We start from the raw sequence: 19,075 nt of genomic DNA, 5'->3' as shown, positions 1-19,075 counted from the left end.
TGTTTCCTCCTAATCATCATCTGGCGCATATGCCGCAATGGAACATCGGCAGTTGGGGTGAACTGGAATATCTGGCACATCGTCTACGCGATAAATGCCTCTACCAGTTCTGCCACCTTCTGAAATCTCCTTGCACGCATCACACGCGCTTGGCTCAGCCACCCATTTGCAATAGTCATAGCCGAACTTATTGAAGCTATCTAATTGCGCCTGTGTTTGAATCCGAGCTGACTCAGTACGTGCAATTCGTTCTGTCACATAGCGGTGATTGTTCACCGTTTCTGCCACTTGACCGCGTAGCTTGCGAGCAATCTTTAGTGGGCTCTGTCCTTGAATGGTGGCGGATGTCAGCAGTTCATCCAGTTCAGCCTTAAGAATGTCTTGGTTGATCCAGATGCGCTGTGAGAAGGTGTAATCTCCCTCTCGTTTGGAGAGCAGCTTGGCTAAATCAGTGTACCCACCCCTAGATACTGTCTCTCCAAGTATTCCGGCTTGCCGTTTGATCTCGAATTGATAATCATCGCTCAATTTTGAGATTAGATCAGCGTTCACTTTCATGTGTGCATCAAGCATCTCTTGACCAATCTCACTCTTGAGCATTTCTAAGCGATTAATCCGCATGGTAGCGTTGTATAGCTTGAGACGATCATTGACATCCTTGCTAAAGTCGGAATATTTGAGCGGTTCGCCGTTATACATCTTTCTAGCATCATCGACAATCGACTTTGCTTCCGCTTGATAAGCTTTAATGTCGGTGGCCATTACTGCTTGACGCGCACCGGCCATGCTGTCGTTGCTGTATGCGGCATACTTGGTAAGCTCTGAGTCAATATCCTTTTGGACGTTGGTTAGGGCTTTGTCAAAATATTCCTTAATTCGGGCATTGAACGCCTCGTCGTTCTTAAGGTTCTCGACAATCCATTTCCGCTCAGCGGCCGTTCGCTTACTCCAGTAGGCAGAATTACTCGCTATCTGTTGTTGAGTCGTTGTTGTCATCATTGCCACCACCATTCAGCAATTTCTGGAAGTCCGGGCTTGACGGACTGTTAGCAGCAGCGTCTTTTGCTTTCTGGGCGGTCTCATCAGCGATGCGTTTCATTTCGGCCTTGGGATCATCGACAAATGATAAGGTGCTAAGCATAGTCTGATCTGATACGAGGCCTTTTAGTTTAGAAGCCGCGTCCGCTTCGTCGGTAATGTTCTCCGGAAGATTTCGCGTGAATGCGAAGTTAAGCTTTTGCCAGTCATCAGATTTACTTTCTGGAAGGATTGTCCCAACACTGAATGCGATCTTGTAAAGCTCCCGGAGTGACTGAGTAAACTTACGGTCCTGATTGGCCGCTAGATTGCGCATTGGTAGCAATTTGTATTGCAATGCAACGCCAGAACTATTGCCGCTGAATGCTTCATCGTTCAAGTTTGCAACCATGCTGATCTGATAGATCATGCTGATGAGGCGATCAATGAGGTGCTCTTGAATGGCATCGCCATCAGGTTTGGTCAGAAATTCAGCTACGCCTTGAGCAGAATCGGCGTCTGGAGCATAGATAATCTGGTTGCCATTAAGATCGAGTTTGGGGTTGCCGTCATCGTCCTCATCGAGTTTCAGGCCTTTGAGAACCAAGTACGCATTGTCAAAATACTCATTCTGGTTCGCCTTCTGGCTTAGTACCTTGTCTAGTGCATCAATTAGCGTATCAACGTTCTCAAAGATTCCTTGACGTTCGGTGTTCATGAAGAACTCAACAGCTGGCACTTCGTTAAATGGGTTAAATCCGTCTGTCCCTTCAAAGCGAACCATATCAAGGCCGTATATTCCGTCTTTCATATACACCTTGCCAGTTAAATTGTTGTTATCATCATGCCAATACATGACAAACGCAACGGCTTTATGTGCTACCGTGTCATCATAGATGAGGAATGAATTGATAGGCGAGCTGTACGCAATACACGTCTTGCTGTCTTCGTCTTGGTACAAAAAAGCAAGCGCCCGTCCGTAAATGGATGCTTGCTTGCTGATCTCGCTTAATTTGTCCTGAACGCTGTTCGTGTCGTTCCACTCTTGCAGCACAGTATTGTCCTGTGTGTTGTCGAGCGTGATCTTCGGTGGAATGCCAATGTAAAACCCGTTGTAGGTATCCACGATATAGTGAGCCAAGTTGCCAACAAGACGGTTGTCTGGCCCATGATCCTTTTTCGCATCATCAATAATCTGGTGCTGACCGAGGTACATTTTCTTTGCTGGAAGGTACTTGTTTTTAGCTAGATCATCATTGGCGGTAATAAACGCATTGATGTCATCGCCAGTTAGCTCTTCATCAGTCGGGAAAATAAACACATCTCCGTCTGTGATTGAGCCTTTCCCTTGAACTGTTAATATGATGGCCACCTCCTTAGAAGTATTTGCTTGTGTTCTTGAACGTATGAGCTGCATTTCTCCGTTTGATTACCTGTATGACAAAATACCTCATGGCGTCCATTGCGTGGTCATGTGCCTTGACCACTTTGTCTTCACCCTTTTGACTGGCCTTGTCATCCCACACATAAGAAGCGAACTCTTTGAACAGATTAGTTAGCCCAGGTGTGAACTTGATCTCACCAGAGTTCATAGCTGTTTGCGTTTCTCTAATGCCGTTTAGCACATCGTTATCAGCTTTAATAACTCGATACCGGCGTTCTCTCAATTTGGTAATAAATGAAGCCGCTGATGGATCAACAATCACTTCACAGCGTATGTCACCGACAAATTGGCTGAAATCCCGAGCGTATTCATCATCTGTCTTCTGTCTGCTGCTATGCCGTCCATCGTAGTAATACTCTTTGAGGCAATACCAAACAGCCCCACATTTACCCCAAAGTAAGAAAACTGTGGGGTTCTGTGTGCCATAGTCAACACTGACATAGTATCGGCTTGGCTGCTGGCTTGGATTGCTGACCATCTCGTCTTTATTGAAGTTGTCGTAGACAATTCCATCAGCCAGAACCCATTGTCCCAGAATATATCGCTGGTAAAACACTCCTGAGTACATATGTTCGTACCTGTCAATAACTTCATCGCTCAGGCTTGGATTGTCCGTCATCACAAAGTGGAGACGCAATGCGCGTTTATCGTCTGCTTGATCAATCCAATCAGTCTTGAACCAGTGATACGGGCCCTCTGGGTTCATATTGAACCAGTATTTGCCGCCAGTAACGGAAACACGCGCTGTAGCTTGATTGACAAACGACTGTGGCATGAGAGCTGCTTCATCAAAGAACATTCCGGCAAGTGTGATCCCTTGAATCAGATCTTGGCTGCTTTCATCTTTACCGCCGAATAAATAGTAGAGGTTGGTTCTTCCATCAAGGCTGATTTCCAGCATGTTTTCTGAACGCCGATCCACAACCGAGAATCCCACTTGTTGCAACGTTTGTTTGAGTGGCCTAATCACATTTCGGCGCAATGATCCAATGGTTTTGCCGGCAATGCCAAATTGCTCGTGGTCAAACATAATCATGCTCCACAGAACATAGCTGATCGACATCGCAAACGTCTTTCCGGAACGCACAGCACCATCAGCAATGATTGTCTGCTTGTCTGGATAGCGGCGCCACCAGTTGATGATGTCTAACTGTTTCCCTTTGAATTGATCAATCGGGGTTGTCATTGACATCACCGTCCTTTGGAATGCTTTCATCAATTGCGGCTAAAAGCTTGTTCAGTCCTCCATATTGGCCTTCTGGAGTGCGGTAAGCGCTAGCTTTTGCTTCCATGATGTCAGCCTCAGCTTTAGACTTGCGAACATCGGCCTTAGTTTTCTCAATATCAGTAATAATCTTCGTTAGCTGAGCATTGAGCAGCTCATCATTACCAGGGTAACGCTTTAACAATTCGCGTCCTGCTGCCATGCGGTCTTTGATACTTGGATCGTTTTCAACAGCATCTGCACCGTCTGGAGTACTAACTATAATTGTCTCTTTTGCCTCTCCACGAAGTACTGTGGTGAAGTATTGAAGCACCTCAGCAGCCTTGGCAATCTTGTCAGACTCGATGCGTTTCATGCGCTCATCGATGGCAGCTTTAATGTTAGGTTTTGTTAGGTTTTCTGCGCCAACAAATCTAGCCGTTCTTTTGCTGTATCCTGCTTCTAGTGCCGCTTTGGTAGCATTGCTATCAGCAATATAAGAATCAACGAACTTCTTCTGTTTTGCTGTCAGTCGCATTACATATCACCACACCTCCCACGTTTGTACGAGCTATTAGTCTTCCGTGTATTGTTTGATCTTGTCAACCTGCAAATCGCACCATTCGTCATGTGTGCCGTCCGCTTTGTAGATTTTTACGACTGGCATTGAACGATAGCCTAGCTTGCGGAACCGCTCGTAGTCGTCTGCGTCTGCTGTGATGGTTTGCACTGGCATGACTCGTGACAGCTTGAATACTGTCCATCGGCACTTTTGACAGTGTGGCTTTGTGTAAATGATTGCGTTCATGTGTTTCTCTTCTCTCGATAATCTCTCAATGATTGATTGCTCTGTGCGGCTTACATATCCGTAACCGACTCGCTTCATCGCATTAGTTGAGTTCATAAGTACACCTCAATCGCGTGTCGTCATAAACGAACGCATACAGCAGATGTTTGCCCGTGGTGAAGCCATTCTTAATCTCATAGGGATCATTTGGTTTCGCCGTTCCAAGCTGACGCCACATAATGCCACGATCATCTTTAAACCGCTCGCTATGATAGTGGCCTGAGTGAAGCTCGTATGTTTTTGCCACACTGAATATCCTTTTGTACTCAAATGGAAAAAGCCCTGTCAGCTTGTCCTTGGCTACATCTCCGTGTGCGAGCATAATGCCAACATGCCCTAGCAAGTATGCACAGCGCCAGTCGGTTGCCTGATTACTGTCATTGAGATCAACGTGTACTTGTGGATAGCGATCTATCAGCGCATAAAGAAAAGCGTATTCGAGATCACCTGAATGGTTACCGAACACGCTCTTGATTGAGACGCGATTGCTATATTCAATTGCCAGCGGAATAATCTGATCAAACAACTTCACAGCATCATGGAATGCCTGACGCATGTTTGCGTGATCTAGTTGTGTCCCTCTAACCGTTTGTGTTGCATGAATCTGATCACTATGGAACAGATCTCCCAATTGCTCGATCACAATCTCGTTGTAGCCGTCCATGATAATCTCTCTGAGTTGACTCACCATGTCTTTTAGATCGGCGAATGTTGTCCAGCCAAAGTGCAGGTCAGGCAATGGGATGACTAAGTTGCGATCGCCCGATTTCTTCATGCCGTAATTGACCGGAATGATTTTGTCGTTGAACGCTTCAGCCATTTCACTTATCGATAAGCCTTGTTTCGGCTTTACGCGAATATGAATGCTGTACTGCGGAACTGTGCCGTCTTCGGTACTATGCTGCTCATACACTTTGTAGTCGCCTAAGACCATCTCGAACTTATCAGGATCGTATCCACACAACTCCATCAAAGTTCGTGGGTCTTTATTTGGCTCATGCTTGAGTCTCATTAAGGCCGTTACTGTTTGGCTACCATCAGCATTAAGAGCGACTTTTCTGTCAGCGGATGGCGTCTCCCTATTTGTGCCGCCTGAATCGTATTCATTTTTTAGTGGTTTTTGAAACTCGATGCCAAGCCGTCTTGCTTTGCCTTGAAGCGCATCGTAGCTAATCCCGAGCTTGTCTGCCGTCTCACGTCTGGTAAAACCTTCAGAGGCGAGCTTCCTAATGCCACTGATTTGTTCATCTGTCCATTGCATCTACTCGCCTCCCGAAGCTGTTTTAATAGTTACCGATTTTCAGAATCTTCTTTTCCGAGTTTATTCAGAGCCTCAAGCAATAACTGATACTTAAACCTTTTACTGTTAATTTCAGTATCATGAACTACATGCATAGTAAGCAATGTGAACTTTTCGTTCCTGTTTTTGCACGCCAAAAAAGCTTCTAATAAAAATCCAATAATTGGAATCGCTAGCGAGAATAAAACAGATATAACAAGAATGCGTATTACTGTCTGAGGACTAATATATCCATCTATTTTCAATAGTGGTCCTTGTGGGCTAGAAGTGTAGGGATATTGTTCAAGAATTGTATAATGATCTTTACCGGAGCAAAGCCAACCCGGTATCTTGCTTAAGAAATGCCATATAGGGATACCAATTGTGCTCAAGGCGGCAAAACTTAATAACGTATTTCTAAAAAATTCAGAAACGCTATTGGGCGATTTCTTATATGTTATGTAAGCTTTAATAGTGTGAATGTTATTGATACTAATCTTCTTCGAGCACCCATTTATCGTGTTCATAATTTCTGATGTGTTTGTGTTGTTTACCCAGCTAAAAAAAGTAAAAATATTTTGTTTTTCGAGTAAGTTTTCTTTAACAAGCATTTTAACAATACTATCACTGTCCATTTATATCACCTCAAAAAAATAGTACTCCAGCATGAACTGGAATACTACATTTAGGTGGTAATTAAGGCATATCTCGTGCAATATCGCTGGTCGGGATTTGCACCCGACATGATGTGCACGCTGGTCTCTCTAACACGGTTGAACCCAATCATCTACGTGTCCTAGCGTCTACCTATTCCGCCACAGCGATCCACTCGCTCTCCCAGTGTCAGATGGGGTCATCGCAAGCTGTGTCCGGTCGCTAAACTGGACAATGAGGACGGTGGGAATTGAACCCACATACATATGCCGTTCATATGATTTACCAAATACATCCTCTTGGATTCCTCCTGAAGCATTGCGTTTAAAGCTATTTAAAGCTATGCCTCAGAACACCCAACTGCACCCTGCTAACTCATCGTCATGGTAGGCTTATCAGTACGTAGCGACGGATTATCTACCGTCACAGACCTTCACGGGTGATATGTGGCATGCGGGAATCGAACCCGCCTGACTATCTCAGCCAGTCCTCATTGCCACGCCTTGCCACAGCTTTATCATCACTGAGGCTCGGAGGAAAAATGCGGTGTCTCAGGTTTCTAACCTTTGGCACAATACCATCATATGACGGAAAAACGTGTTTTTTGTTGCATCATTGTTGCACGGATGTTGCATCTAGTTTCACTAGCGGACATATTTCGGCAAAAGCATAGAGAGCTTGTTGTGTTTGTCGCCAAAGGGTAGTTCGGTCAACATGCAAGTGAGCGGCTAACTGAAGGCTGGATTTACGTGTCGTCTTTGGAGTCAGATAGCTCTCAACTAAAATGATCCGGTAGTCTTCATTCTCTATAGATTCGATAGCGCCTTCACAGCACGCTATATAGTACAGCTCGTCAGCGTGCGATACGAGCTTTTCCTCGGCTTTGTTTCCATAGCTAGGTGACTTGGGCATGCCGTCCATCACGGGGCTTCTGAGCGCTATTTTGGTGCGTTGAGCGAGCCGCTTATGATGCCAGTAGTTCCCCAAGACCTCTTTGGCGTTTTCAATTGTTTTATCATGATCAATTGGGCTAAAATATCTCGTTGCTCGCACCACTGCGTCCACTCCTTATGGTATAATTAAATTTGTAAAAGTTTGGGGAAACGGCGTGCCGTAATGGTGCGCTTTTTTTGATGCTTTTAAATGTACTTTCAACATGTGCGTTTGCTATACTGATTAAGGAGGCAGCCTCTATTGTGACGAAATTCATTACTTACATCTCTTAGCTTAATCTGCCTCCGGCGCGTCCTTCATCAGACGCGCTTTTTGTTTACCTGAACTAGAAGGCAGCAAGCCATTGTTCAATCGTTGCAGCGGCCGCATTGAAGACTGGATAAAGTGATTTTGCGAATTCGTCCATTGTTCGCTCATGTTTCCTGCGTTCATACCTAATGCGCGCTCGCATGACTGCTCGATGCCGATCATTCATTTCATTTTCCTCTTTTCCAGTTAGCCCACATCCACATTGCAACACATGCAATGAGCAACATGACGGCAATCATTGCTTTCCCTCCAGCCTGCGTCCGCACATCGGACAATAATTGATCATGATTGGATCATCGACCTCAGCATTATCAAAGCCAACAGCTTCGCATGTGTGTATTGCTGCACCGTTTATTTTTTTAGGCTCGATTCTATCCCATTCATTTCCACCCGTCATACCGATTCGAAGGAAGTTGCCAAGCTCTGATTCAATAAGCTTATGTGGCTCATGACAATATGGACAGTTTTTCTGGTTCTCCGTAAAGGGGGTCGAATTCGACCCCTTTTCCACTTTTTCAGTCATTGCTTTCCCTCCAGTAGCTCCGGATTCTCTCTGAACTTAATCTCTCGTTTCATCTTGTACCTCCAGAAGCACGACAACCTTGCCGCCCCAATCATGTGCTGTTTTGTAGGGGTCGGCCTCTCCCTTTTCTCCGTACCACTTGATGGCTCCTGACAGATCTGATGTCTGTCCTTTTCCGCCCCATCCGGAATTGCAAAGGTATTTGCCGCTCGACATACGGATAACCTTTATTTCTATTTGTTTCATCTCTCCGCCTCCAATTTCACGATTTCTCCGTTTTCCTCAACAATCCATGATTCCAGCAACCATGCACGGACAACGGCTACTTGGTTGTCAGCCATCCAGCGTTGCCAATCATAAAGGCCATTAATCCCCACCGCTGAGATGTTATCTTCAAGGTGCCAAAATACGTCTAGCAGTCCCCACTTGCCGGGTGCCTTTGCTTTCCTGATGTATTCACCGACCGCTTCCGGAATCACCGGCAGATCATCTGGCAAGGCAGCATCATATTCATCAAGATAATTTGGCTCATCGTCACAGTAGTATGGGCTTCCGGTTTCATCGGTGTATGCGTCATAAACCTCGGCGTAACATTCTGCCAATTTCTCCAACACGTCCCGCTTCGTCTCATTTCCTGTCATATCCTGTCACCTCTCCAGTTTCCTCAACGCGCCACATTCCGCGGCTCCATGCTTCTGCAAAAACACTTTCACTATTTTCAATATAATCAACTACTGAAAAGTCATCGCTGGTAGAGTCTACTGATTCAAGTTCGTCACGTAAAGACAAGGAATCATGACTGCCTTTTATTTCCTCTGATACCGCTAATGGTATTGTGGGTAAATCATCTGGCAAGGCGGTGTCATAACGTTTCTTGTAGTCATATAGTGTTTCCCTAGGCCAGCCATTGAAGAACACCTGATAGCCAGCAAGACGATTCCAAACCGCCTCGAACACGTCTCGCTTCGTCTCATTGCTCATAGTTTGACTATCTCCCCTGTTTCCTCAACGCGCCAGACACCTGACAAGTATGCATGGGCGAACGTTTCCGAGTTGTAATCTTCAAACGCCCATTCAGCGTAGCTGTTATATTTGCTTCTAACCTCTCCAAGTGCACTTACAAGGTCTGCCCTGACTGACTTCATTATTTTGAGAAACTTTCCAATTCTTTTTGGAAGCACCGGAATATCATCTGGCAAAGCCGCGTCATATCTTTTCAGGTATTCCTTGTACATTTCATAGTCAAGCCCAGCACATTCATCAGCAACCTTGTTGAACACGTCCCGCTTCGTCTCATTGCTCATCGTCCTTCTCCTTCTCTCGTATGAAGTGGTCAAACTTCTTGCGCATGTTTGCAGGCGTGTCAACGTCAACTGTATTAGACTTAATCGCTGCCGCTTTAATCCGAAACATATCCCGTTCCGTGATTGTCACAGTCGCAGTCTTCAAGGACATCACGTCAATCCAATATTCCAATTTAAGCTGGCCGTCATGCCCAATGTAAATCTCGGTTAGGTCAGTGAGCTTTACCTTCTGACCACTATCCAACTTAATCATTGTCATCGTCAGTCACCTCTTCTTTTTCGCAGTCTTGCAAGCCGTAATGCTCGATCTCTGATTCAGTGAACTTTCCACGAAGTTCTTTATCCGCGGGGCAAATCGTCAACAAATCTGTATCGCCAGACTTGTAATACCAAGCCTCTTTGGTATGTGGTACCTTGACGTTGTACTTCTTCTCCTTTGCCACGGTGTAGCCGTTGACGTAGGCATTCATCAGTAGCTCTTCTAAGCCATCATAATCATCAGTTTTCATAGAAATATATGATGCTGGAAATTTATACTTATTTGCATCTTCAACGATTTTGGCTTGTTTCTCGCTCAGCACTACCTTTTTAGGCTCCTCAGCGAACGTGACAACGTGGCCACCAGAGTTTCTTGCCACTTCGGTTGCTAAATCTTTATCGAGCGTTACTGGCACATCAACATTCGAGAAACTCAAAAATCCGTTTGTTTCACCAAAGTCCCAGTATTTGCCTTCAGCGTTCTTAACCGCGCACATTTTTACTTCGCTCATTTTTCGTCCTCTACTTTCGTAAGCTTGTACAAAATTCCTTTGGTGTCCACGTAAACCGGCTCACCGGTCACTTGGCTGATGTAAACATCGTCTACTTCGTTTTCCATGAGTCGGCCTCCTTCAATCGATTTCTTCGACTTCAACTCTCGGGTTAGCTTTGTCAATAAAGAACCGATCTCGCAGTTCTACAATGTGATCCCAGTTGTCGTTTTCTAAAAATTCAGCCTTTTGCATGCCGTCGAAGATAAACTTGTGCTGAAACGCGATGTTGTCCGGGTCTGTTCGCTTGTCATACCAGTACCAGTCGAAACTTAGAGGTTTTCCCCATTGAAATTTCACGCCCTGATTCATCGCTTTTCTCACAGCCAACATTACCGTTTCCGTTGCTTGTTTCTTGACTTTTGCTCCGCCGAACATGTTGCCTCGTTCAACATTGATGTACTGGTTAAGAGTCATGAGGGGCAATGGAATAATAATCCTGTTCACGCCGGCTTCACGTCCTTCAGATAGTATTGACGTTGCTTGCCGTCAACCATCTCAACCGTTGTGATTAGCTCTTTGGGTGCCTTGCCATCAAAAGCAACTGGCTTGTTGATGGCAAGGCTTGCACCTCTGGCATTGTATCGTTCAATCCTGATGATTCGTGCCACACCGCCGAGATCACGCACGCCCATGAATACTCGATCAGGAACCATAACCAGATCACCGACCATCATTTTTGTTTTAATTGCTTGCATTTGAAGATTCCTCCTGTAGTTTCTTGTATTATTCATCGCTAAATGTCTAACGACTAACAATCTCTTCACGGCCGTTGTTACGGCTTGGCAACTTGATCTGGAATTCTTTAGCAACTGCCTGAATAAACGGCCGTGATTTTCCAACACGTTTTGCAACCTCTGTTAGTGTTTTGCTCTTGCTTGCCGCCTCAGCAACTTTCACTGCATACTTCTTACGGTTAGCTTTCCCACGTTTGTTTACAGCCTTGATGCTGCTGATCAGTGCCACTGAAGGCATATCTCGATTATCAATACCGGTTACCGCACGTTTCTCGACAATCGCTTTCTTTGATACAACAATCCGGTTATTGAACTCCTGTTTCTCTATTTTTGAGAATGCTTCGCTTTCAGAAATGTCTAGCATCACGGCTTTTTCATAGCGCTTATGCAATTCTGCCTTGAAGTCGCGCCACACTTTGTCGCCTTGCTTGTAAAACCGCACTGTTACTTGTGTCATGCTTTCTTCTCTCCTTGCTTATCAGGCCTTAGTTCGTCAAGGCTAACGCCTAGAGCGTCTGCAATTCGTATCATCGTTGAAAATGACGGATCTTTGCTTTGACCGGTTTTGATTGAATAAATAGTTGTTGGATTTTTATACCCAGCAACTCTGGAAAGTTTCCTGATACTGTAGCCTTTTTTGTTCATAATTTTTTCGATGATGTACCACATATTGATTCTCCTTCGGGCTAATGTACGATATGTTGTTTTTATCAGTGCACTATCGTATGCTTAACATGTACGAGTGCTAGTACACCCGTAACTATCATGTTAGGAGGCAAATAATATGGCTAATAAAACAACCTCGAGAAGAGCTGCTTCTGCAGCTTCCGCTGTCTTGCGTGATCGTCGCACTAGCAAGACTTCTAAAACGGCCGCTGCCAGCGCATTAGCTCAACGTTCCAAGAAAAAGTAGTCACACAGTCATACTTTAATTACTCCTTTAGGGTCTAAGGTTTCCCTGAGGGAGTTTTTTGTCATTTTTATTAAAATGGCAAATCATCATCTTGGATGTCTATCGGCTGGCCATTATTAGCAAACGGATCCGTGGTATTCGCTCGTGAAGCATTTGGAGTCGTTTGACTCGCGTTTGTGGTCGTGGTTGCTGATGCATTGGCTGTTTGCTGTGATTTAGGGCTGTTCTGAGACGTCTGTCGTGACTCAAGCAAAGCGAAATTATCAACGATTACCTCGGTCACAAACACTTTCTGCCCTTGCGCGTTATCATACGTGCGCGTTTGAATATGGCCTTCCACACCAACCAAGGATCCTTTTTTGGTGAAGTTTGCAAAGTTCTCAGCCGACTTGCGCCAGATCTGGCAATTTACGAAATCAGTTTCTCGTTCTCCGTTTTTGCTCTTGAATTTGCGATCAACTGCCAGCGTGAACGAGCCGACAGCGGTTCCACTTTGTGTGTAGCGCAAGTCAACATCTCTTGTCAGCCGGCCTGTTAGTGAGACACTGTTTAGCAATATGCTTCCTCCTAATTCTTTTCGCCGAGCTGATTGAGCTGTTCAAGTTGTTCGGCCAGCTTGGCACGCTGTTCGGGCGTCACTTCATGCTTTGGTTCCTGATATCCAGGCTTTAACCAATCAGGTTCTTTATCAACGCGCTCTGGCTTGCCGTAACGCTGTGGACCCGTGTAGTTAGCCCTAGCCGTTTCTTCGTGTTTTTTTGATTCTGCTTCAGCTTGCTCAACAGTCTTAATTTTTCGCTCTGTATAGCCGTCAAATACTTTCGCTAAATATCGATCAGCGCCTTTTGCTTTGACATCTTTACGGGCTGCATACTTAATGACCCAGCAAACCAAATCATCGCCAAAATTACCGATCCACTCTTCCAAATCTTGAGTAGCAATGGCATTGGGAAATCCCCAAACGTTTTGCCAGAGCAAACGCGCATTCTCGTGTACACGAACGCCCGCCTGGCTGTCTGTTTTATTTTTATTTACTTTACTTTCCTTTACTTTACTTTGTGTATTAATGTCGTCATTAACACCATATGAATCGGAGTTACTGTCTGCATTAATCCAATACAATGTTGGTTTTTGCGATTTTCGTCTTTTGGTGGCATCAGTGAACGTTTCTTGGATGCGCTGACTGGTCAAAACGTTGTCCGACAGGAACAGGTCTTTATTGAAAGTCCCATACTCAATCAGACGTTTGACCACTAGCCCCACCAACTCACCAGTCGCACCACTGACACGATTGACAAGCTGGTTTTTAGCTAGCTCGGTCCACTCGAGGTAATAGCCTTTGCGGTAGATCGCCGCGAGCAGATAAATGAAAATCAAAACACCCTTTGGTCCAAATTCACCGGTAATTGCCTCTGTCTTTTCGTTCGTTGCAAAATCAACATCGAATGGAAAGTAATCAAGTCCTTCTTTTACTGGTCTTGCCAAGCGATCATCTCCTATTCAATAAGATCGTAAAGACTAATGATCTGTTGGAGGTGCTTGGTAGCACGACAGTATTCGCAGTGCTCACATCGATGGGGTTTTTCCTGTCCGTTTTTAACTGCTTCAATCCGTGGCTGAAGTTCCTTCACCCTTTCCAACCAATAATCGAGCAAGTCTTGCGGAATTGAGACAGCAGCCTTATCAGGTGGATCTTGCTTCGAAACTGCGATGATCACCGGCACCGCCTGCACCCCGTATTGCTGTCGGACTAGCTCTTGATAAACGGCCATCTGGAGTGAATAGTTATAAGCTTCAATAAATGAGCCGTAACGCCGTTCATCAGGCAAATAGAAGCGCTTGTTGATGTCCATGGTCGTCTTTAGGTCGGCAAAGTATTTGTGATTTGTTGGAAGACAATCAAGTTTGCCTTTCCACATCACGCCACCAATCTCACCACGTACAATGACTTCCTTCTTGCCCTGATAGAACTCTTTGAACATCGGGTCCGTTCGGAGCGTTTTAATCATGGCATCAGCCATTTGGTATTCCTTCTTAAGCTGGCCTTTTGTGGCACCACGTGTTGAGATGATCTCTGGATGCTGTGCTTTGAATTTTCTGTGAGCATAACGGCTTTGAAAGTAGCTATGAAGATAGTTACCGACAAGTAAGGCCGTTGGGTCTCGCTTAGGTTTCCATTCACCTTTCATTTCAGCCAGTGCTTCAGCCTCGCAAGCCATGAACTTTTTGAACCACGTTGGTGACTCGTACTGCCAATCCATGCGATTGCTGTAGTAGTTCCTACTTGTTAGCTTGGCCTTGGAAGAGATTTGCGACTTCTTTGTCTGTGACTGGTTGATGTTCAGATCGTTCTGCTTGTTCTGACTCTCTTGGTTCGTCCTGATCGGCATCTGCAACATGCTTTTTATCCTCCTTCGGTTTGCTATCAATCAAATCATCAAAGTTAGGTGTTACATCTATCGGCTCCGAGTTATCGTATTCATCAGCTGTGGTATCGTTTACGGCCCCAAGCAACAGGTCATTGTCTGAGCTGGAGTTGATGAAAAACTTGGCAGCACGATTAAGCACCGTGCGTTTAGCCATTTCTTCAGGGAATTCTTGTTGTACCTTCTTGGTCTTCGCATGGCTCCAGCTTTGATCAATCTGTTTTTTTGTCATGATGGTGAAATTCTCGGTGCCGTTGTTGTCAACAATCACCGCAAAAGCACCGGCAATTGGATTATCTTGGTTTTCAATGCGTGGTTCGAAGACTTTCACAACCGTGCGTCCCCTATCAGAACCAATTTGAAAGTTGTCGCCTTCTCGAACAACTTCAGCCCAAACGTCTTTGACGTTGTCAAGCCTTTTCAAGATTGCTAAGCTTCCGAAATATGAGCGCATCAGTGTTAAGTCTTTGCCATAAGGAATGAAATAGACCTGATTCTTCGCAGGGCTTAAACCCTGAATAACCATATTGAGCAACGCCTTTGCCTGTGATTGTGGGCTTGTTTTGTCTAAAAGCGACGGGCCCTTGCTATTATCAGATAGTGTTAGCCAAGCCGAGTTCAGGGCATTACTGGGACTATAATTGGCCGGAAGCTTCAAGCCCTCATTCTTCTGCATTTGAGTGATACGGTTGTTCACGCTTGCTACAATTTCATTAGCCATGTTCAAATTCCTCCTAGTAGTCGGCGGCAATCGCTACACCGCTGAGTTCGTGCAAAATATACTTTCGAATTTCGGCAGGATCATCTTTGATCGTATCGCCTTCTGGGCCAACATTCGTGATGATTTCATCGCCTGAGTAAATCGGATCGCCTTTCCAATCAGTGCGGACTTTTTTTATATCCATTTCACTTCGCCGCCTTCCGTGATAAACTAGGAGTGAAAATAATTTTGCTTAGATCTTTGCTTCCCGTGGTTGCAGCCACGGGATTTTTTTGTGCGCATTTGTTGAGCATCCGTTGACTAAGTTCGAACATCCAAAGCCAACCGCTATCTCCGTGGCTCTTGTAAATCACGTTCTCGGCTTGATCATGAATGTCTTGCCAATATGCCTTCGTGTCACGCATAGTTCTTCCTCCTAACGTGTCCATTGTTTCCAACCTCCTACTGCTGTGGCACCGATCATGATGCCAACCAGAGTTACAAGCAGATACTTCCAAAAGGCTGATGATGGGTCGAACAGCACCGACATGATTGCTTCTAACATTTGTTAGGCCTCCTATTGTCGTGCAAACCAACGCTCCATCTTCTCAGGCTCAACTCGCTGTGTTTTACCCGGTCCAACGAATGGAGCGCCACGCTTCTTCCAACGGCTCACTGTCGCAGCAGAAACCTGGTAGTGTGCCATGACATCTTTTGGCGTCCAATAAATTTTCGGTTTAAATGGCTTGCGTGTCCTTTGCGGCTTAGTGGGATCGATCAGTGTGAATTCTTGTTCCATGCCTGCTCATCCTTCCTCATATAATGAAGTTTCTGATAATGTGGGAGCCTTTCGCTGAAAAGATCCATAATTGAGATGCCTAGCATTTCACAAATGGCATTCAGCTCGGTTAGATCTGCGACTGTGCTATCCAATTTTTCGAATGCGTATGCTTTCAAGTTTTTAGCGTCATCGCGTGTAAAGTTGGGGTCATTAGCAAGGCCCTCAATGTCGTGCTTGATGAAAGAAGCTTTCTCCTCGTCTTCTTCTCGTTTATCGGTGAATAAAAGCCCGCGTAAATCGTGGTATATTCCGTCACCGCTAAACAGCTTAGGGATTCCTAGAAACAAGTTAGCCATTTCATAGCTTAGTTCGCTGTCATTCATCGAATTGGCAATGTCAGTAGCCTCATTTGCTCTAATGGGAGTTCCATGAAAATAGTTGTTGATCGTTGAGTGCCCTAATTTTGCTGCATAAGCGATCACCTTCTGTGGCGTGTTGGTTCTAGTAGCGAACCTATTCAAAGGGCTACTAATTGTTGCTTTCATACGTTCCACTTCCTTTAAAAGATGAAATATTGGTGGATATTGATTCATGCTATAGAAGGCTATGATTAACCCATAGCAAGTTGATCAGCGTCTTCAGCTAGCCATTCGTCAACGTGGCCCTTCAACTGCTCGTCAGGCATTTGTTCGAATGCAAAGGCCGGAATCTCTGGGTAGACGCGGGTCAAAAAATCAATCATTGCTTCACGTGTCATATGGCTCACCTCCTTAACTTGAAAACTGACTATTGTGTGATTGCCTCCATCCAAGTGCGATAATTGCATCGAATGGAGGTGATTAAAATGCCAAAACGAGTCAGCGTTACAAGCGAAAACAAGTCAGGGCGTAATGAGAAGTTTCATGACAACTTCACCGGAAAGAACATGAATCGTTCTCAGTTTGTACAAGCCATACAGAATGGCGAGTATAAAAACTACACCGTTAGAAACCTGCATGGCTTAAAAACTCCAGCATCTAAGCCAGACAGCACCACTAACAACAACCTTGATTAATCATCGCTTGTAAAACGTGCATCTTTCTCGTTATCAACAAAGTGTACGAAGAATCCTTTGGCGGTAATGCAATCTGATGCGCTTATCGAAGCAATTAACTCGTTATTTCTGGTCACATTGATCATTGCGTATGGATGTCCTTTAATGATCAGCTTTGACGGGTTTTTGGAGGTCTCTGCTGGTTCCGACCAATCAGTAGAGATCTTTTTAATCCCATCAGCGTCAATTTCAATCCGCTGGTATGGATTTCCTTGTTCTTGCAATATTTCTGCAATGCGCAATGCGTGCTGTTTGAGTTCTTCGTTCATTTGACTACCTCCTTTCGCTGGGCAGGACTATGTTTACTTAAAGTTGACTGATATTCCAAAAAAATAAGATCCGGCTTCGTTTTTAATGCAGTGGCAATTTTGAATGCCAATTCATAGCTAACACGGCGTTCTCCGCGTTCGATCAATGAATAATATCCTTTGCTAATGCCAATCATATTTGAAATATCTTGCATTGTAAGATGAAATTCCTTGCGGCGTTCTTTTAGCTTTTCGTTCAAATGATCACCTCCTAATCAACTTTATGTAAACACTATAATCTACAATTAGTAAACTGTAAACTCAAAAAGTGAACTTTTTTTAAACTTTGTTGAGTTTACAATTTGTATACACTATCCTATTCCTATGAGGTGATATGATGAGCTTCGGAGAAAGACTAAAAGAACTTAGGAACGAAAAGAAGATGACCCAATCTGATGTCGGAAAAATTATAAATGTCAGCAAAGCGTCTGTCTCTTTATATGAAAAGAACGAAAGAACCCCTGACCAAGATTCTATTAAGAAACTGGCTCGTTACTTTAACGTTTCTACTGATTTTTTGCTTGGAGTTACTGACGTTCGCTCAAAACCGGAGCAAATAGACATATCAGATTCAAAAAATGATACCATCATGACTTTTGAAGGTCGCCCCATTCCGCCTGAAGATCTTGAGATAATCAAGAGACTTCTTCGAGGTGGCAAACATGATGACTGAATTTACCAGCGAGATGCTGAGAGAAGTTTTAAACTATGGATTTGACCGTGGAGTCGGGGCTGAGCTGACATATAAGCTAAAACCGTACACTCCGTCAGTTTCTAATCCTGAAACGCGTTGGATTGCGGTTAATATGAATTGGCATGAACCAAAACAATTGCCCTATCAAGCGGCACACGAAATAATGCATGTTCTACACCAAGATCCAGCTTGTCTGTATTTTTATTCAGCATCAAAGAATAGCATTGAAGGTGAAGCTAACATTGGGGGAATTCACATCCTGGTTCCTTTATATTTTGCTGGCATTGATAAAGAAGACGCCAATCTGAATCAGTTTATGAAAGCGTTTGATATTCCGGCGTCAATGGAAGATGCTGCTTCAGAAGCGATAAAAGGTTTTTATATATAACTGATTGTTAGTCCAGACACGGAAGACGATAAAAGCTGAAAATTATTTATGGAGGAAAACAAAATGGCAAAAAAGGTAATGGGTGCTGACGGCAAGCAGTATAAGGTAAAGAAGCCTTTTTACAAGCGCGTTTGGTTTTGGGTATTAGTTATTATTGTGGTAGCAGCGATTGGCGGCGGCCTCAATAATAAGGGGAAATCAAGCAGCGAATCCACAGAAAAAACGGCAGTTAGCAAAACGGATAAATCATCTTCAAGTACATCAAAAAAGGACAGCGGCAAGATTACTCGTGCAGACTTTGACAGCATCACTCTGGGTGATTTGATGCAAAACGGCAATGGTGGTGCCAAATTAGATGATTTAAAAGCCAAGTTTGGTAACCCATCTTCTACCTCAAGCAGTACCACAAACGGAGTTAAAACTGATCTTGTCACTTGGACTAATGTTGAGGGCGGCTTGGGAGCTAACGTGATTGTCTCCTTTACCGATGGAAACGCGTTCAGCAAAAATCTTACAGGCTTCAAGTTAAGCCGCAAGCAAAAGATCACTTTGGCAGATTTCAATGCATTCCAAGACGGAACGAAGTACACTGACTTCACCTCAAAATGGGGACAACCTGACTATTACAATGAAAGCCTGATCGGTGGTCAAAAGAATGTTGTGGCCGGTTATACATCTGGTGTAAAAGGTG

The 19,075-nt window shown here is 44.5% G+C and carries 38 protein-coding genes and 1 tRNA gene; 5 read left to right on the top strand and 34 right to left on the bottom strand.

From position 1 onward, the window contains the following. Positions 1-9: 9 nt before the first annotated feature. From ACWPAB_RS06210 to ACWPAB_RS06105, 22 genes are all read right to left on the bottom strand, one after another. On the bottom strand, positions 10-996 hold the full coding sequence (locus ACWPAB_RS06210) for a minor capsid protein (protein ID WP_016381966.1): 987 nt from the start codon (positions 994-996) through the stop codon (positions 10-12). Further along, the gene (locus tag ACWPAB_RS06205; protein ID WP_032793367.1) at positions 962-2,389 is read right to left on the bottom strand and encodes a phage portal protein; all 1,428 of its coding nucleotides are present in this window, start codon (positions 2,387-2,389) and stop codon (positions 962-964) included. Before ACWPAB_RS06205 ends, ACWPAB_RS06210 begins: the two co-directional genes overlap by 35 nt. 4 nt (positions 2,390-2,393) lie before the next feature. Then, the gene (locus ACWPAB_RS06200) at positions 2,394-3,647 is read right to left on the bottom strand and encodes a PBSX family phage terminase large subunit (RefSeq protein WP_016381968.1); all 1,254 of its coding nucleotides are present in this window, start codon (positions 3,645-3,647) and stop codon (positions 2,394-2,396) included. Further along, complete coding sequence (locus tag ACWPAB_RS06195) at positions 3,631-4,203, bottom strand: terminase small subunit (RefSeq protein WP_016381969.1); 573 nt, start codon at positions 4,201-4,203, stop codon at positions 3,631-3,633. Before ACWPAB_RS06195 ends, ACWPAB_RS06200 begins: the two co-directional genes overlap by 17 nt. Positions 4,204-4,239: 36 nt before the next feature. After that, the gene (locus ACWPAB_RS06190; protein WP_016381970.1) at positions 4,240-4,569 is read right to left on the bottom strand and encodes a thioredoxin domain-containing protein; all 330 of its coding nucleotides are present in this window, start codon (positions 4,567-4,569) and stop codon (positions 4,240-4,242) included. After that, positions 4,556-5,773: a GcrA family cell cycle regulator gene (locus ACWPAB_RS06185; protein WP_016381971.1), complete on the bottom strand. Its 1,218-nt coding sequence runs from the start codon at positions 5,771-5,773 to the stop codon at positions 4,556-4,558. The genes ACWPAB_RS06190 and ACWPAB_RS06185 overlap by 14 nt, the downstream gene beginning before the upstream one ends. Before the next feature lie 29 nt (positions 5,774-5,802). Then, positions 5,803-6,426 (bottom strand): hypothetical protein, encoded by a 624-nt coding sequence (locus tag ACWPAB_RS06180; protein WP_052915996.1) that lies wholly within the window; start codon positions 6,424-6,426, stop codon positions 5,803-5,805. Between the two features lie 254 nt (positions 6,427-6,680). Then, positions 6,681-6,744: transfer RNA gene (locus ACWPAB_RS06175), tRNA-OTHER, on the bottom strand. Positions 6,745-7,057: 313 nt separating this feature from the next. After that, a complete protein-coding gene (locus tag ACWPAB_RS06170) occupies positions 7,058-7,501 on the bottom strand; it encodes an ArpU family phage packaging/lysis transcriptional regulator (protein WP_016381973.1) in 444 nt (147 codons plus the stop codon). A 171-nt stretch (positions 7,502-7,672) separates the two neighbouring features. Further along, entirely contained in the window at positions 7,673-7,870 is a 198-nt protein-coding gene (locus ACWPAB_RS06165; RefSeq protein ID WP_012491447.1) for a hypothetical protein, read from the bottom strand. A 73-nt stretch (positions 7,871-7,943) separates the two neighbouring features. Next, a complete protein-coding gene (locus tag ACWPAB_RS06160) occupies positions 7,944-8,231 on the bottom strand; it encodes a hypothetical protein (RefSeq protein WP_016381975.1) in 288 nt (95 codons plus the stop codon). A gap of 36 nt (positions 8,232-8,267) precedes the next feature. Continuing rightward, positions 8,268-8,477 (bottom strand): hypothetical protein, encoded by a 210-nt coding sequence (locus ACWPAB_RS06155; protein ID WP_016381976.1) that lies wholly within the window; start codon positions 8,475-8,477, stop codon positions 8,268-8,270. Continuing rightward, positions 8,474-8,872 (bottom strand): hypothetical protein, encoded by a 399-nt coding sequence (locus ACWPAB_RS06150; RefSeq protein WP_016381977.1) that lies wholly within the window; start codon positions 8,870-8,872, stop codon positions 8,474-8,476. The genes ACWPAB_RS06155 and ACWPAB_RS06150 overlap by 4 nt, the downstream gene beginning before the upstream one ends. After that, positions 8,859-9,212 (bottom strand): hypothetical protein, encoded by a 354-nt coding sequence (locus ACWPAB_RS06145; protein WP_016381978.1) that lies wholly within the window; start codon positions 9,210-9,212, stop codon positions 8,859-8,861. The genes ACWPAB_RS06150 and ACWPAB_RS06145 overlap by 14 nt, the downstream gene beginning before the upstream one ends. Further along, positions 9,209-9,535, bottom strand: a complete 327-nt coding sequence (locus tag ACWPAB_RS06140; RefSeq protein WP_016381979.1) for a hypothetical protein — start codon at positions 9,533-9,535, stop codon at positions 9,209-9,211. The genes ACWPAB_RS06145 and ACWPAB_RS06140 overlap by 4 nt, the downstream gene beginning before the upstream one ends. Further along, a complete protein-coding gene (locus ACWPAB_RS06135; protein ID WP_016381980.1) occupies positions 9,525-9,794 on the bottom strand; it encodes a hypothetical protein in 270 nt (89 codons plus the stop codon). The genes ACWPAB_RS06140 and ACWPAB_RS06135 overlap by 11 nt, the downstream gene beginning before the upstream one ends. Next, positions 9,781-10,305, bottom strand: coding sequence for a DUF1642 domain-containing protein (locus tag ACWPAB_RS06130; RefSeq protein ID WP_016381981.1), 525 nt, complete (start codon positions 10,303-10,305; stop codon positions 9,781-9,783). The genes ACWPAB_RS06135 and ACWPAB_RS06130 overlap by 14 nt, the downstream gene beginning before the upstream one ends. After that, positions 10,302-10,412 carry a hypothetical protein gene (locus tag ACWPAB_RS06125; RefSeq protein ID WP_032793365.1) on the bottom strand — a complete coding sequence of 37 codons (111 nt, stop codon included), beginning with the start codon at positions 10,410-10,412 and terminating at the stop codon, positions 10,302-10,304. Before ACWPAB_RS06125 ends, ACWPAB_RS06130 begins: the two co-directional genes overlap by 4 nt. A 13-nt stretch (positions 10,413-10,425) precedes the next feature. Further along, entirely contained in the window at positions 10,426-10,791 is a 366-nt protein-coding gene (locus tag ACWPAB_RS06120) for a RusA family crossover junction endodeoxyribonuclease (RefSeq protein WP_016381982.1), read from the bottom strand. Then, positions 10,788-11,042: a hypothetical protein gene (locus ACWPAB_RS06115; protein ID WP_016381983.1), complete on the bottom strand. Its 255-nt coding sequence runs from the start codon at positions 11,040-11,042 to the stop codon at positions 10,788-10,790. Before ACWPAB_RS06115 ends, ACWPAB_RS06120 begins: the two co-directional genes overlap by 4 nt. 46 nt (positions 11,043-11,088) lie before the next feature. After that, the gene (locus ACWPAB_RS06110) at positions 11,089-11,538 is read right to left on the bottom strand and encodes a hypothetical protein (protein WP_016381984.1); all 450 of its coding nucleotides are present in this window, start codon (positions 11,536-11,538) and stop codon (positions 11,089-11,091) included. Beyond that, positions 11,535-11,750, bottom strand: coding sequence for a helix-turn-helix domain-containing protein (locus tag ACWPAB_RS06105; protein ID WP_004562022.1), 216 nt, complete (start codon positions 11,748-11,750; stop codon positions 11,535-11,537). Before ACWPAB_RS06105 ends, ACWPAB_RS06110 begins: the two co-directional genes overlap by 4 nt. A gap of 115 nt (positions 11,751-11,865) precedes the next feature. Here ACWPAB_RS06105 and ACWPAB_RS06100 point away from each other — a divergent pair, with 115 nt between their 5' ends. Beyond that, the gene (locus ACWPAB_RS06100) at positions 11,866-11,994 is read left to right on the top strand and encodes a hypothetical protein (RefSeq protein ID WP_016381985.1); all 129 of its coding nucleotides are present in this window, start codon (positions 11,866-11,868) and stop codon (positions 11,992-11,994) included. 70 nt (positions 11,995-12,064) lie between these two features. Here ACWPAB_RS06100 and ssb read toward each other — a convergent pair whose 3' ends face one another. The 10 genes from ssb to ACWPAB_RS06050 form a co-directional block, all read right to left on the bottom strand. After that, positions 12,065-12,550, bottom strand: coding sequence for a single-stranded DNA-binding protein (gene ssb / locus ACWPAB_RS06095; RefSeq protein ID WP_016381986.1), 486 nt, complete (start codon positions 12,548-12,550; stop codon positions 12,065-12,067). Between the two features lie 11 nt (positions 12,551-12,561). Then, on the bottom strand, positions 12,562-13,479 hold the full coding sequence (locus ACWPAB_RS06090) for a Lin1244/Lin1753 domain-containing protein (RefSeq protein WP_016381987.1): 918 nt from the start codon (positions 13,477-13,479) through the stop codon (positions 12,562-12,564). 11 nt (positions 13,480-13,490) lie between these two features. Next, positions 13,491-14,393: a PD-(D/E)XK nuclease-like domain-containing protein gene (locus ACWPAB_RS06085; RefSeq protein ID WP_286011661.1), complete on the bottom strand. Its 903-nt coding sequence runs from the start codon at positions 14,391-14,393 to the stop codon at positions 13,491-13,493. Then, positions 14,275-15,141: a recombinase RecT gene (locus ACWPAB_RS06080; protein WP_076665449.1), complete on the bottom strand. Its 867-nt coding sequence runs from the start codon at positions 15,139-15,141 to the stop codon at positions 14,275-14,277. The genes ACWPAB_RS06085 and ACWPAB_RS06080 overlap by 119 nt, the downstream gene beginning before the upstream one ends. A gap of 13 nt (positions 15,142-15,154) precedes the next feature. Beyond that, on the bottom strand, positions 15,155-15,325 hold the full coding sequence (locus ACWPAB_RS06075; RefSeq protein WP_016382299.1) for a hypothetical protein: 171 nt from the start codon (positions 15,323-15,325) through the stop codon (positions 15,155-15,157). 1 nt (position 15,326) lies between these two features. Beyond that, positions 15,327-15,569 (bottom strand): hypothetical protein, encoded by a 243-nt coding sequence (locus ACWPAB_RS06070; RefSeq protein ID WP_016382300.1) that lies wholly within the window; start codon positions 15,567-15,569, stop codon positions 15,327-15,329. Then, positions 15,557-15,685 (bottom strand): hypothetical protein, encoded by a 129-nt coding sequence (locus tag ACWPAB_RS06065; protein ID WP_016382301.1) that lies wholly within the window; start codon positions 15,683-15,685, stop codon positions 15,557-15,559. Before ACWPAB_RS06065 ends, ACWPAB_RS06070 begins: the two co-directional genes overlap by 13 nt. Positions 15,686-15,697: 12 nt before the next feature. Further along, entirely contained in the window at positions 15,698-15,919 is a 222-nt protein-coding gene (locus tag ACWPAB_RS06060; protein WP_016382302.1) for a helix-turn-helix domain-containing protein, read from the bottom strand. Beyond that, positions 15,898-16,446, bottom strand: a complete 549-nt coding sequence (locus ACWPAB_RS06055; RefSeq protein ID WP_016382303.1) for a hypothetical protein — start codon at positions 16,444-16,446, stop codon at positions 15,898-15,900. The genes ACWPAB_RS06060 and ACWPAB_RS06055 overlap by 22 nt, the downstream gene beginning before the upstream one ends. A 65-nt stretch (positions 16,447-16,511) precedes the next feature. Beyond that, on the bottom strand, positions 16,512-16,658 hold the full coding sequence (locus ACWPAB_RS06050; RefSeq protein WP_003585049.1) for a hypothetical protein: 147 nt from the start codon (positions 16,656-16,658) through the stop codon (positions 16,512-16,514). Positions 16,659-16,745: 87 nt separating this feature from the next. Here ACWPAB_RS06050 and ACWPAB_RS06045 point away from each other — a divergent pair, with 87 nt between their 5' ends. Beyond that, positions 16,746-16,955: a hypothetical protein gene (locus tag ACWPAB_RS06045; RefSeq protein WP_016373289.1), complete on the top strand. Its 210-nt coding sequence runs from the start codon at positions 16,746-16,748 to the stop codon at positions 16,953-16,955. On the opposite strand, the gene ACWPAB_RS06040 is transcribed toward ACWPAB_RS06045, so the two are convergent. Both ACWPAB_RS06040 and ACWPAB_RS06035 read right to left on the bottom strand, forming a co-directional pair. Beyond that, positions 16,952-17,263, bottom strand: coding sequence for a hypothetical protein (locus ACWPAB_RS06040; RefSeq protein ID WP_003574526.1), 312 nt, complete (start codon positions 17,261-17,263; stop codon positions 16,952-16,954). The two genes, ACWPAB_RS06045 and ACWPAB_RS06040, sit on opposite strands and share 4 nt — an antisense overlap. After that, positions 17,260-17,502, bottom strand: coding sequence for a helix-turn-helix transcriptional regulator (locus tag ACWPAB_RS06035; protein WP_016382304.1), 243 nt, complete (start codon positions 17,500-17,502; stop codon positions 17,260-17,262). The genes ACWPAB_RS06040 and ACWPAB_RS06035 overlap by 4 nt, the downstream gene beginning before the upstream one ends. A 137-nt stretch (positions 17,503-17,639) precedes the next feature. Here ACWPAB_RS06035 and ACWPAB_RS06030 point away from each other — a divergent pair, with 137 nt between their 5' ends. From ACWPAB_RS06030 to ACWPAB_RS06020, 3 genes are all read left to right on the top strand, one after another. Next, positions 17,640-17,975 (top strand): helix-turn-helix domain-containing protein, encoded by a 336-nt coding sequence (locus tag ACWPAB_RS06030; protein WP_016382305.1) that lies wholly within the window; start codon positions 17,640-17,642, stop codon positions 17,973-17,975. Continuing rightward, a complete protein-coding gene (locus ACWPAB_RS06025; RefSeq protein WP_003574521.1) occupies positions 17,965-18,384 on the top strand; it encodes an ImmA/IrrE family metallo-endopeptidase in 420 nt (139 codons plus the stop codon). The genes ACWPAB_RS06030 and ACWPAB_RS06025 overlap by 11 nt, the downstream gene beginning before the upstream one ends. Before the next feature lie 63 nt (positions 18,385-18,447). Beyond that, on the top strand, positions 18,448-19,075 hold a 628-nt coding region (locus ACWPAB_RS06020; protein WP_032793677.1), incomplete at its 3' end, for a DUF3862 domain-containing protein.

The sequence above is a fragment of the Lacticaseibacillus sp. 30 genome, assembly GCF_053819265.1.
Note: the sequence above shows the minus strand (reverse complement) of the source record. Positions and strands in the feature narration are given on the sequence as shown.